This is a genomic window from Enterococcus raffinosus (genome assembly GCF_018917525.1).
Lineage (GTDB): Bacteria > Bacillota > Bacilli > Lactobacillales > Enterococcaceae > Enterococcus_A > Enterococcus_A raffinosus_A.
In genome coordinates, this window is sequence record NZ_JAHLOS010000022.1 from 60299 (window position 1) to 72860 (window position 12562).

The 12562-nt window shown below is 39.3% G+C and carries 11 protein-coding genes; 2 read left to right on the forward strand and 9 right to left on the reverse strand.

The window, feature by feature from the left end:
- The first annotated feature begins 326 nt into the window (after positions 1-326).
- Together KQI58_RS14055 and KQI58_RS14060 are read left to right on the forward strand one after the other, a co-directional pair.
- On the forward strand, positions 327-1166 hold the full coding sequence (locus KQI58_RS14055) for an NAD(P)H-hydrate dehydratase (RefSeq protein ID WP_102871911.1): 840 nt from the start codon (positions 327-329) through the stop codon (positions 1164-1166).
- Between the two features lie 2 nt (positions 1167-1168).
- Positions 1169-1603 carry an acyl-CoA thioesterase gene (locus KQI58_RS14060; protein WP_016179610.1) on the forward strand — a complete coding sequence of 145 codons (435 nt, stop codon included), beginning with the start codon at positions 1169-1171 and terminating at the stop codon, positions 1601-1603.
- A 46-nt stretch (positions 1604-1649) separates the two neighbouring features.
- On the opposite strand, the gene celB is transcribed toward KQI58_RS14060, so the two are convergent.
- From celB to KQI58_RS14105, 9 genes are all read right to left on the reverse strand, one after another.
- Positions 1650-3023, reverse strand: a complete 1374-nt coding sequence (celB, locus tag KQI58_RS14065; RefSeq protein WP_016179609.1) for a PTS cellobiose transporter subunit IIC — start codon at positions 3021-3023, stop codon at positions 1650-1652.
- A 14-nt stretch (positions 3024-3037) separates the two neighbouring features.
- Positions 3038-3547: a hypothetical protein gene (locus KQI58_RS14070; RefSeq protein ID WP_016179608.1), complete on the reverse strand. Its 510-nt coding sequence runs from the start codon at positions 3545-3547 to the stop codon at positions 3038-3040.
- Between the two features lie 42 nt (positions 3548-3589).
- Entirely contained in the window at positions 3590-3904 is a 315-nt protein-coding gene (locus tag KQI58_RS14075; RefSeq protein ID WP_016179607.1) for a PTS cellobiose transporter subunit IIA, read from the reverse strand.
- 12 nt (positions 3905-3916) lie between these two features.
- The gene (locus KQI58_RS14080; RefSeq protein ID WP_216409695.1) at positions 3917-5938 is read right to left on the reverse strand and encodes a BglG family transcription antiterminator; all 2022 of its coding nucleotides are present in this window, start codon (positions 5936-5938) and stop codon (positions 3917-3919) included.
- 15 nt (positions 5939-5953) lie between these two features.
- Positions 5954-6268 carry a PTS cellobiose transporter subunit IIB gene (locus KQI58_RS14085; RefSeq protein ID WP_016179605.1) on the reverse strand — a complete coding sequence of 105 codons (315 nt, stop codon included), beginning with the start codon at positions 6266-6268 and terminating at the stop codon, positions 5954-5956.
- A gap of 95 nt (positions 6269-6363) precedes the next feature.
- Positions 6364-7797 (reverse strand): 6-phospho-beta-glucosidase, encoded by a 1434-nt coding sequence (locus tag KQI58_RS14090; RefSeq protein WP_016179604.1) that lies wholly within the window; start codon positions 7795-7797, stop codon positions 6364-6366.
- A gap of 205 nt (positions 7798-8002) precedes the next feature.
- Positions 8003-9355: an APC family permease gene (locus tag KQI58_RS14095; protein WP_016179603.1), complete on the reverse strand. Its 1353-nt coding sequence runs from the start codon at positions 9353-9355 to the stop codon at positions 8003-8005.
- A 244-nt stretch (positions 9356-9599) separates the two neighbouring features.
- The gene (locus KQI58_RS14100; RefSeq protein ID WP_216409696.1) at positions 9600-10601 is read right to left on the reverse strand and encodes an NAD-dependent epimerase/dehydratase family protein; all 1002 of its coding nucleotides are present in this window, start codon (positions 10599-10601) and stop codon (positions 9600-9602) included.
- 40 nt (positions 10602-10641) lie between these two features.
- The gene (locus KQI58_RS14105; protein WP_216409697.1) at positions 10642-11847 is read right to left on the reverse strand and encodes a glycine C-acetyltransferase; all 1206 of its coding nucleotides are present in this window, start codon (positions 11845-11847) and stop codon (positions 10642-10644) included.
- Positions 11848-12562: the final 715 nt, after the last annotated feature.

Genomic DNA, 12562 nt, shown 5'->3' on the forward strand with positions numbered 1-12562 from the left:
GCTCGTGGATAACGAGATTGCATACTATAAACAATACGAAATGTCGAGCCTACTCTAATGAAGATGTGAAAATTTGAGTTAAATTTTCTTATTGTCGTTGGCATACGATTCCACTAACGTATTAGAAATACGAAGTAGAACTCGCAACTGACATTCTTTAATTTAAACCACTTTAATGATAGCACTCTATTCAATAGAATAAAAATGAAAACTCTTTAATATTTGTTAGGAAAATTTCTCCTTTTTCCCTTATAATGATACCCATAGTGAATTTTATCTTGAACGGTTTATTCGCTACGATTTATAGGATGAAAGCAGGTGACTAGATGGTCCAATTAAATAAAGACATCTTACATAAAGTGATTACGAAAAGGCCCGAGAATTCTCATAAGGGAACCTTTGGACGAGTGGTATTGATTGGCGGCAATCACCAATATGGCGGTGCGATCATCATGAGCGCCGAAGCATGTATCAAAAGTGGCGCAGGACTCACTACTGTCGTCACTGCTGAAAAAAATCATACTGCACTTCATACTCGTTTACCAGAAGCAATGGTATTGGATTTCAATGAGACGAAGACGCTTTATCAAGTATTAGAAAAGGCCGATGTCATTTTGATTGGTCCTGGTTTAGGACTGGCAAAGGAAATGGCAATGCTGTTAAAAGAGGTTTTGACCAATCAACAGGCCGAGCAGTGGTTAGTGATTGACGGCTCAGCGATCACGCTGTTTAAGGACTACAAATTATCCCTAAAATTTCCTGAACAAACCATTTTTACCCCGCATTTAGCGGAATGGACACACCTAAGTGGTTTAAGCTTTATCCAGCAGACCGATGAAAATAACCGTGCAAAGCAAGCGCTCTTAGGCGCCAAGATCGTCCTAAAAAGTCATCGCACAACGATTTATGATGAGGCGGTCGCCTATTATCAAAATCCACTTGGTAATCCTGGGATGGCCACAGGCGGCATGGGGGACACTCTGGCTGGCATGATCACTGGTTTTCTCGCTCAGTTTGAAAAAAATACCGATACAATCGGTGCTGCTGTTTATCTTCATAGCTTGATCGGCGATGATCTGGCTGAAGAGAACTATGTAGTTTTACCTACAACCATCAGTGAGGCGCTTCCTCGCTATATGAAAAAATACGCCCTCGAAAGGAATTAATCATGGAAAAATATCCCGGCTATTCTCGCAAGCCTTTTTATTATGAAACCGATAAGATGGGCATCATCCACCACTCCAATTACATTCGCTGGTTTGAAGAAGCCCGCGTTGACGCTCTGAACTTTATGAATTGTCCCTTTGAAAAAATCGAAGCAGACGGTATTATGATCCCCGTCTTAGGAGTCAGCTGTGAATACAAGGAGATGGTTCGCTTTGGCGATGAAGTCCTGATTCAGCCTGTCGTTAAAAAATATACGGGCACCCGTTTGGATTTCGAATACCGTGTCTATAATGGTGAAAAATTAGTCACGACGGGAACGAGCCAACACTGCTTTATGTCCTATGAAACCAATCGTTTGGTGCAATTGCGAAAAACACATCCTGCGTTACACGAATTATTTTTAGACTATTACGAAACAACGAAAGAGGAATGCTAAAAAATAGCTGCCGACAATTGCCGGCAGCTATTTTCTCTCTGAGTATTTATACTGAAACGCTGTCTCCAGCAGTTTCTTCTGTGCTAGCCACTTCGTCATCGACCAATTTCTTATCGTAGGCACGAGCAAATGGTAAATAGATGACAAATGCTGCTACTGCACCGATAATCGCAACTAAAGCTGCTTTCCAGTCACCGCCAGTACTGATAAAGGCACCGACTCCGACTGGTGAAGGCCATGGCATATTAGCAATTACTGGACGAATCAATTCAAATTGGATCGCGAAGTAAGCAATTGATGCCGAAACCATTGGCGCCAAGAAGAATGGAATCGCCATGAATGGATTGTAGATCAATGGAATACCAAAGATCAACGGTTCATTGATATTGAAGAGACATGGAACGATTGAAGCCTTTCCTAATACCTTCAACTGTTCTGATTTAGCCATATAAACTAAGAAGAGACACAAGCCCAACGTCGCACCTGAACCTCCAATGGTTACGAAGGCATTTTGGAATTCACCAGCTAACGGAATATGCGCGCCATCAGCATTCAATGCCAAGTTTCCTAAAGTAATCGGAGCGATCAATGAAGAAATGATATTGGCACCATGAATACCTACGATCCACAACGCATGGATCAAGAAGTAGATGACCATAACACCGATCCAGCTACTGGTTAATTTGGTTACGAAACCAAACGGAATCGCGATCAATTGGAAAATATCTGTATTAAAGAAGACTAAAATGCCAATAATGATTAAAATAACAAAAGCAACCACAAATGCTGGAATCAATGCGGTAAAGGCTCTTGATACGCCTTCTGGAACTTGTTCTGGCATTTTGATGACCCAATTTCTCTTCACACATAAACGATAAAGCCGAACAGCAATCACTGCCATGATAATTCCAGTAAAGATCCCGACTGTTCCTAAACGAGAGACCCCATCACCGCCGATTGCCCAGCCGTTGATAATTCCTTCGTCAAGGTTCGTCAAACGAACGATGCTGCCTTTTTCCATCATTAATTGCGGAATTGACAAGAAGAAAGCGAAGATTGATAGTAACGCACCTGTAATCGGCGCCATGTTCAATTCTTCTTCTTCAGCAATAATTTTTGTATATTCATAGCCTAATCCAACACAGAAATATAATGCCAAAATACCCATCGTTGTACTATTTGCTAACATATAAAGACTTTCAAATTTAAAGAAGGTTGAATTGAAGATCCCTTCTAGAAACGGAAAGGTCATTGGTAAAATATTGAACACTAAAAACATGGAACCGACAATTGTAAATGGAATTGCGCCCATACCAGCACCCATGATTGCTCGCACAACTTTTAGTGAGGCAATTTTCCCCATAGGGCCCATCAGGTTTTTCTCTAAAAAAGCAAAGACTTTGTTATTTGATCCGTCCATTTTTTAATCACCCTTTATTTATTATTTAGTTTACTGAACTCTGTAATATATGAGGCGTGTCTATCTTTCTGACTATAAATGCTCTGAATGCGTTTTAAAATAATTCCTGACAACAACATACCGACTAATAAAATGCAACTGACAAATCCTTTGCTGGTTGCACTATTTGTGAAAAATGGAAAAACTTGTTCGAACCCAAAATTGGTTAAAACAGATACCAATAGAACAAGATTGATGATTCCTTGGGTCATTTGATACAAGCGATGCCATTTTAACTGATTGCGAACATCATCTGATGGATAGCCGTAAAGCCGCAAATGTTCTGCGATGGCAGGGACTGAAAGCACAATTAATCCCAGCGGCAGCAATGACCAAGCACTTCTGCTCATAGCCAAAGAAAGCAACCAATATAAATTAGTAAAGAAAAAACCAGCTAATAAGTATCTAAGTAGAAGGAAACGATTGTAGCGAAAATTCTTCAATGCCGTTTCTTTTTTTAATTGACTAACAGTTTCTTTATCCATCGTCTGTTCTCCTCTTTATTTCAAACTAATGACTATCATTTTTTACGATACTTTGCGATATAACGACAGCATCTCGATCGCAACTTCCCGTAAGGTCATAGTGGTCATCAGGTGATCCTGAGCGTGCACCATGATAATTTCCATTTCAATTTTTTCTCCGCTGGCATATTGCTGCAGGAGTTCGGTTTGCGCTTTATGCGCTTTGACTAGTGAATCATTTGCTTCGTTCAAATGTACCTCTGCTTCTTCATAGTTTCCTTCACGCATACTTTTGAAGCCTTCATGTACAAGTGTTCGGGCATCCCCACTACTCAAAATAATTTCAAATGCTGCTTCTTGTAATTTTTCTGAGTCCATTGTTTTCTCCTTCTACTCTCTTTTTTTAAATTGATCAATAAACGCTTTTATAAAGTTATCAAAAGTATCACTGAAGGCTAAGGCTTTCCTGAAGGTATCATCCTCCATAATCTCAACCAGCATTTGACTAACCTTGTCTATCTCAAACTTTCCAAATTTATCCGGTGATAATAAGAAAACTAACTGAATATTTTGATATTCCTTGTCCCAAGTAATCCCTTCAGGTGCTACCGCAACGGCCACATGCCCCTCTTTGGTCAAGGCTTCGATGGGATGCGGAACCGCCATAAATTCAGAAAATACGACGGAGCTGTAGGATTCACGCAGTTTTAATTGTTTTAAAAAGTTTTCTTGCAAGTCGGTTCCTTCAACAGCTTCAATTTTGCTGATTAATTCTTTTAAAACAGCATCTTTGGTTGAATGTTCTCCGACAAAATAGAATAAATCAGGTTTGAAACTTCGCTCAATTAATTCAACTTGTTCTTCAACCAATTCTTTTCGATCGCTTTCCTTTCGACCTGCAACGAAATGGCTACCCTTATTACTAGATATTTCATGATTGATTTTTTGAATGTCATCTTTTCCTAAGAAAACACTGACATTGACGATTGGTGCATTTAAGACAATATTTCCTAAATTAATCGAAGAAATGACTAAATCAATGTGACTTAAATCCTGTTCAGCGATTTCATAGTAACTAATGACCTTTTCAATCAAAATTCTCGAACCAAATTCGCGTTCCAGCCGATTTTTGATCATTTGCGAGCTGCCTAACCCGGTGGCACAGATGACCAATACATGAGTCTTCTGTTCATTGAAGTAGCGTTCCACCGCCGCTGTGATGTGGATCGCAAGATAGGCCCACTCCCCATCAGTCACTTGATATGATTTAAACACCGGCATTTTCGAAAAATAGTTGACCGTCAATTCAAACAAATCCGGGTATTGCGTCTTAATTTCCTCTAGCAGCGGATTTTCGATACTAGAGTTATTTTGCAGTCTAGTTAACAGCGGGATAAAATGGAGCATTAATCCATCAATCAAAATCGTATCGTGTTCTAAATCAAATGGTGTATCCTGATCAATGGCCTTCAATGTTTCAAGCAATTGTGCTCGGATTTGCTCTTCAGTTGCATCCGCTTTTTTGAAAATTGTTTTCGCCGTAATCTTGTTTTTTAAATGAAGAGCAATAAAATCCGCTTCTTCCGAAGAAAACGTAATCCCTACCGCATGCTCGATTCTGGCTAATATTTTCAAAGCGGTTTGATATTCAATCGAATCTTCATCAAAAGATATCGGCGCCTGAATATCCATAAAAAAGCCATTTTGGATTCGTTTGATCGCCAAACCAATATGAAGGACTAAATTATAAACGATGAAATCTGAAAGCTTTAACTGTGATTCTCGACATTCATCTAAAACAATAATGACAATTTCTTCAACACTGATCCCTTCCAATAAGTTCGCGTACATGGAAAAGGCAAATAAATTGTCATGCAACCGCTCCATAAAGAAATAGTTCATAATGAAGTGACGGATATTTTGCTCATTTCCGACAATAAAAATCCCTTTATTACTTTTGCTTTGAAGCTCGATTTGGTAAGGCGTGATTAGTTTTTTTATTTCTACTAAATCATTTGATATCGTTGAGCGAGATACAAACAGTTCATCGGCTATGGCATCCACATAGACAGCACTTTGTTCAAAAAATAAACGGTTCAAAATATAGTATTGTCGATCATTTGATTCTTGAATCGTTGTGATATCTTTAGAAGCCATTTGACTTTTGACCTCTTCAAGATAAAATTCGTCGAATCGCCTAGCATCCTCAATTTTCAACTGGTACCCGTTTCCTTGTTTTGCCTCAATTGTAGCAAGTGATTCTTGCTTTAATGCATCCTCAAGCAGATGAAGATATTTTCTAGCTGTTCGATTGGAAACATCAATTCCTGAAGCAATTTCTTGACTCGTCAAATACGTATGCTTATGGTCAAATAATAATTTTAGGATTTGTGTCTCGCGCTTGCTCAACATGGTTATCAGCCCTTACTAAATATTTTCAAGAATCACGTTAGACAATTTATCAATCCCCATTGGAATTGGTACATACGCTTGTGGCGGAATATTGACGATCGGTTTATTGTATTTCTTTGCGCTTTTTTCTAAGCTGTCAAAATACATTTTGGTTTGCGGACTAACTAGATACAAATCGTATTCATCCTTAGCGATGGTATTTGCTCCTTGGGATTGCGAAGTCGCGTCGACTTGAATCTCATTTCCTTTTCCTTGCAGACTCTCGGTTGTTTTTTTTGCAATAACGGATGAAGACATTCCTCCGGCACAGATAATCAAAGCTTTTTTCATCGTTTTTTCCTCCCTATTTTTAATAGATTTCTTATCCCCATACATTCATCTACTCTTATTTTAACGTAGGCATGAATGACAGCGGATTCGTTTTTTTATCCTAAATCCTCGCCATTTGAAGCAATGACTTGTTTGAACCAATCAAATGAATCCTTCTTGCTGCGTTCTAACGTACCATTTCCTTCGTTATCTCGATCAACATAGATAAACCCATAACGTTTTTTCATTTCGCCAGTATTGGCAGAGACTAAATCAATACATCCCCACGGGGTATAACCCATTAACTCCACGCCATCTTCCACTACAGCCTTCTTCATTTCTTTGATATGATCACGGAAATAATCGATCCGATACGTATCATGGACACTGCCGTCGGCTTCTTTTTCGTCGATTGCGCCAAAGCCGTTTTCGACAATGAAGAGCGGCACACGATAATGATCCGTAAACCAATTCAGTGAATAACGCAGACCTTCTGGATCAATTTGCCAGCCCCAGGCGGTGACGTTGAGGTATTCATTTCTGACAAAATCTTCCTGTTCGTGATAGTCAAAGTACACATTGTCTTCTTTATGCGTGATCGCAAAGGACATGTAATAACTAAAGCCAATATAATCGACTGTTCCTTTTTTCAATTCGGCTAAATCTTCTGAGGTGATATCTAAATCATACCCTTTTCTAGCGAAGTATGTCAGCATATACCCCGGATAAGCTCCATGAACATGAACATCCGTAAAATAGTACCGTTTTTCCATCGCCTTTTGGGCCATCAATACATCCGCCGGCTTACACGTTGCCGGATAGATGGGACACATAGCGATCATACATCCAATTTCAAAATCTGGATTGATTGCTTTGCCGATTTGAACCGCCTTTGCACTGGCAACGAGTTCATAGTGAGCCGCTTGATACATGATTTGCTCGCGATCATCGCCTTCCTTATAGGAAATTCCTGAATTCGTAAACGGGAAAAATTGATCATTGTAATTGGCTTGGTTGTTAATTTCGTTAAAGGTCATCCAATACTTGACTTTGTCCTTATAGCGCTTGAAGCAAACTTCAGCAAACCTAACAAAGAAATCAATCACCTTACGATTGGCAAATCCACCATATTCAGTAACTAGATGATACGGCAGTTCAAAATGCGAAAGTGTCACCACAGGCTCAATCCCATACTTCAAACATTCATCAAAGAGATCATCATAAAATTTTAACCCAGCTTCATTTGGAACATCCTCATCCCCCTTTGGAAAGATCCTTGTCCAAGCAATCGAGGTTCGGAAACATTTAAAACCCATTTCAGCAAAAAGTGCGATATCTTCTTTATACCGATGATAAAAATCAATGCCCTCATGGTTTGGGTAATACTCTCCTTCAAGGACACCCTCCGTGATTCTACGTGGAATACCAGGACCACCGACAGTCATCACATCCGCTACGCTGATGCCCTTGCCGCCTTCTTGCCAAGCTCCCTCAAGCTGATGCGCTGCTACTGCACCTCCCCACAAAAAATCTTTTGAAAATCCTGTCATAAATCAACCATCCTTTCTCTTTCTAACCCCATCATAAAAGATAGCGTTTCCATTTAGAACACAGACAATTACCATATCGTTGTGGTAATTTCTTGGCAACGGCTTTTCTTCTATACATAGAATAGAAAAAACACCTAAAGCAGAAAATCTGCCTTAGATGTTTTTTGTCGGAATAGTTTACAGTCCTGAGTCAAATCAGCCGTTTCTATTTATATTTTCTCTTCAAGTAAATGTAGAAAGGAATACCTAATGCTGTAATGGCAATCCCAACCATCGCTAATTGGAATTGGTTGATCAACGTCATTACTAAGATAAATACCCCACCAATAATCGCAACAATCGGAATGATTGGGTAAAGCGGTACTTTGTAAGGACGAACCAAATCTGGTTCAGTTTTTCTCAATTTGATTACCGCGATAAAAACTAATGTGTAGAAGATCCAGATAACGAAGACTAACATGTCTGTTAGCATATCGAATCCGCCCACCATCATCATAGCAATAGCGATGACTAATTCTAGAATCCCAGCGATATAAGGTACGTGATTTTTGTTTAATTTCACTAATTTATCTGAGAAAGGTAATTGCTTTTCAAGACCCATCGTATAAGGAAGACGCATCCCTGTCATCGTATAACCATTGATTGTTCCATATACTGAGATTAAGATCCCGATCGTTACTAACTTACCGCCCATGCCGCCGAAGATTTTTCCAGCAACGTCCATCGCCGCATTTTCGTTCCCAGCTAACGCAGACATATCAATCGTACGCAAGAAAGCAAATTGTACCAATAAGTAAACAGCCATGATTCCTAAGATCCCGCCTGCAATTGCTCGAGGAAGATCACGTGCTGGTTTTTTCAATTCTCCTGCGATGTTTCCAACGTGAATCCAGCCATCATAAGCAAACATTGTCGCTAACAATCCAGCACCTAAAGCTGGAGCAAAACCGCCAACTGCTGGACCGGCTTGAACTGGGAATAAGCTGACAGACACATCGCCTTGACGTATCAAACCGAAAATGACGATCAATGCTAAAGGCACTAACTTACAAACTAACGTGATTGATTGGAACATTCCGCCAGCTTTTGAGCCTAAGAAGTTGATCAACATGATTGAAGCTGCTGCCACGATTGCGATCGGAATGATCGTTGAATCGCTCATACCAAATAGATTTTTGAACTGAGTGGCAAAAATAATTGCTAAAGCCGCTACATTAGCTGGGAAGTAGATGACTACCTGTGCCCATCCAAGTAAGAAACTCCAAAATTCTCCATACGCACGTTCGATGTAACGAAGCATACCGCCTGTTTCCGGAATAGCTGCTGCTAATTCTGCACCCGTTAGTCCCGCACAGACACTGATCAGACCGCCTAGGAACCACGACAACATGTGCAGACTCGTTGATCCAGTTACTGCAGCAACACTGGCTGCTTTAAAGAATACCCCCGCCCCAATTACAGTACCCATTACTGTCGAAAGAGCTGGGAAGAACGTCATTGTTCGCTTTAGTTCACCAGATGGTTGTGAACCCACGAGTTCTTGTTGGTCGACTGCCATAATTTTTCCTCCTAATTTTTGAAGTGATCTTTGTTCACTTCTTAACTTGATCTTTAAAACAAACAGCTGAAGTTATTACATAAAAGAAATAGAACAAAAAATTGCGATATAACAGCTATTTAATAACTTCTCTTATTTGCTCGGACATTATTTTAACATGGAGAAAGAAAAAGGGAAACGTTATTTTAAACATTTCCTTTTTTCTTAGTTCCTCCTCATGTTCTATTAAGAAATCCCTGCCATTTTACGAATTAACTTTATCAAAAGAGACTTTTGTTTCGATGCCTTCTGCCTTAAATTTCTCTGATAATCTTTCTAACATTTCATCAGTCATTTTATCTAAATCAAAGCTTGGACTGAAGTCCCATTCTTTACGAGCATCACTGTCGTCGATTGAATTTGGCCAAGAATTAGCGATTCCTTGACGAACTGGATCAACGTCATACTTCAATTCAAAGTCTGGAATACGACGGCGAATCGATACCGCGATTTGTTCTGGTTCAAAGGACATTGCAGTGATATTAAATGAGTTGCGATGCTCTAAACGGCTGGCATCGGCGTTCATCAATTTCACGATTCCTTCGATCGCATCGTCCATATACATCATATCCATATAGGTTCCTTTGTCGATAAAGGAGGTGTAAGATTTGTTTTTTAATGCTTCGTAATAAATATCTACCGCGTAATCTGTGGTACCGCCGCCAGGCTCTACTTTATATGAGATCAAGCCAGGGAAACGAACGGAACGAGTATCCACACCGTATTTATCATGGTAGTAATTTTCTAATAATTCGCCCGCTACTTTGGTCACTCCGTACATGGTAGTTGGGTGCATCACTGTATCCTGCGGTGTATTGTCTGGCTCGCAATCTGGTCCATAAGCTGCAATTGATGATGGTGCGAAGAATTTTGTTTCTGGTCCGATTTCACGAGCTACTTCTAAGGCATTCATTAGACCGGTCATATTCAAGTTCCATGCAAAGGCTGGACGTTTTTCAGCTGTAGCAGAAAGCAATGCCGCTAAGTGAATGATCGTATCTACTTCATAACGTTTTGCTACATCTAAGAAGCTTTCGTAATCGGTTACATCTAATTCTTCAAATTGGCCGTTTTCTACGACTGGGCTGCCTTCAACCGTACGGATATCGGTTGAGATGACATTTTTTACTCCTAGATCGTTGCGTAATCTTTCTGTTAATTCTGAACCAATTTGTCCTAATGCGCCTGTGATCAATACTTTTTTCATGGATGTGACTTCCTCTCTATTTATGTTAAATTTGATTTTTTTATTGAACAGTTTCTTTGATGATGCCTAATTCTTTTCCGACTTTTTCGTAGACTTTGATTGCATTGTCTAACATTTCTTTGGTATGGCCTGCGTTTGGCATGTTACGTACACGACCGGTTCCTAGTGGTACAGTTGGGAATACGATTGGTTTCACGTAGACACCATTTTCTAACAGCTTCTTAGAAAATTCTTGCGCTAATTTTTCATCCCCGACGATAACTGGGGTAATTGGTGTTTCTGATTTACCAATGTCATAGCCGATGCGTTTTAATTCTGATTTGAAGTAATTGGCATTGTCCCAAAGTGTTTCCACATATTCAGGATGTTCTTCGATCAAGTCGATCGCTTTAATGGATGCGCCGGCTGCCCCTGGTGTTAAAGAGGTTGAGAATAGGAATGGACGCGCCTGTGATTTCAACCAAGTGATCAATTGTTTCGTTCCAGCAACATATCCGCCAACAACACCGATCCCTTTAGACAATGTGCCCATTTGGAAATCGATATGATCCTGCATGTCAAAATGTTTTACCGTTCCATGACCATGACCCATCACACCTGTTCCGTGAGCATCATCGACGTAAGTGATTACATTGTATTTTTCACAAATTTCTACGATTTCAGGAATCTTAGCGACATCGCCGTCCATTGAGAAGACGCCATCGGTGATGTACATAACTTTGTTGTATTCGCCGCTTTCGGTCGCTGCTTTGGCTTTCGCTTCTAAATCTTCCATATCTTGGTGGTTGACGCGGATGATTTTCGCACCCGATAACCGGCAGCCATCAATGATTGATGCGTGGTTTAATTCATCTGATAAAATCGCATCGCCTTTTTTCATGACTGCTGAAATGGCACCCATGTTGCAGTTAAAGCCAGATTGGAAAGCAATTGCGGCTTCTGTTCCTTTGAACTCAGCGATTTTTTCTTCTAATTTTTGGTGAATGTCTAAAGTTCCGTTGATTGTTCGAACCGCGCCGGCACCTGCACCATAATGTTTCGTTGCTTCTACATCCGCTTCGATTAATTCAGGGCGAGTAGCAAATCCTAAATAGTTGTTCGATGCTAAGTTGATCATCTTTTTATCATTAACTGTAATGATCGGACCATTGCTTCCTTCTAAAATATCGATCGTGTTGAACAATCCTTTTTCTTTTAGATCTTCCAAATTCGTTTCAAGAAATTGGTCAAGAACTTTTGAACTCATAACGATTCTCCTCCATACCTGTTTTTGCGCATAAAAGTTGTTATTTTTAAACCAGTAATTTTTAAACAACTCATATATTTGTTTGCGCTTTCCTTGTTTACATCCTTAGCATAGCGGCGATTGATAACGTTTACAACTTTAACACTCGACAATTTCTTGAATTATAATGAAAGTTAGAACTCTTCTAATTAATTTTATTTTATGATTGGATATTTAGTTTTTGGATCGTAATTCAAAAGAATTTCAATGAGCTAAAATCCCCGATATATAACGTATGTTCATTCACAAATAAATAAGATTTATCAAAAAATATTTTTAACAACCCTCTGATAATGCACGTTGCTTTGATAATAAATAAGTTTTTTTTATCACAATAAAAAATCGATTTTTCGATCAAAAACATGTTTGAGGTATTTTGACCTAACAAAACAGCCTCTAATCATTTACAAATAAAACCGAACCTCATTTTCATATAAAACTGTCATTTTGTGTTTTTAGACCAATTTGCATCAAAAAAGATAGGAATAAAAAAAGAAAGTACTCGTTTATAAAGAAAAAAATCGACTCTAAACAAACCAATGTCATTAACTTAAGGCACTTGATTTTTATAAAGAGGCACAAACTCGGAACAGTTCGAATTTGTGCCTCTTTTTTTGCTTTTTTCAAGTTATACTTAAAAGAGAGAAGTCCAGTAAAGGAGGGGTTAAAAATGATG

Coding starts and splice junctions, on each gene's coding strand:
- KQI58_RS14055 (WP_102871911.1), top strand. CDS start 327: ATGGTCCAATTAAATAAAGACATCTTACATAAAGTGATTACGAAAAGG.
- KQI58_RS14060 (WP_016179610.1), top strand. CDS start 1,169: ATGGAAAAATATCCCGGCTATTCTCGCAAGCCTTTTTATTATGAAACC.
- celB (WP_016179609.1), bottom strand. CDS start 3,023: ATGGACGGATCAAATAACAAAGTCTTTGCTTTTTTAGAGAAAAACCTG.
- KQI58_RS14070 (WP_016179608.1), bottom strand. CDS start 3,547: ATGGATAAAGAAACTGTTAGTCAATTAAAAAAAGAAACGGCATTGAAG.
- KQI58_RS14075 (WP_016179607.1), bottom strand. CDS start 3,904: ATGGACTCAGAAAAATTACAAGAAGCAGCATTTGAAATTATTTTGAGT.
- KQI58_RS14080 (WP_216409695.1), bottom strand. CDS start 5,938: ATGTTGAGCAAGCGCGAGACACAAATCCTAAAATTATTATTTGACCAT.
- KQI58_RS14085 (WP_016179605.1), bottom strand. CDS start 6,268: ATGAAAAAAGCTTTGATTATCTGTGCCGGAGGAATGTCTTCATCCGTT.
- KQI58_RS14090 (WP_016179604.1), bottom strand. CDS start 7,797: ATGACAGGATTTTCAAAAGATTTTTTGTGGGGAGGTGCAGTAGCAGCG.
- KQI58_RS14095 (WP_016179603.1), bottom strand. CDS start 9,355: ATGGCAGTCGACCAACAAGAACTCGTGGGTTCACAACCATCTGGTGAA.
- KQI58_RS14100 (WP_216409696.1), bottom strand. CDS start 10,601: ATGAAAAAAGTATTGATCACAGGCGCATTAGGACAAATTGGTTCAGAA.
- KQI58_RS14105 (WP_216409697.1), bottom strand. CDS start 11,847: ATGAGTTCAAAAGTTCTTGACCAATTTCTTGAAACGAATTTGGAAGAT.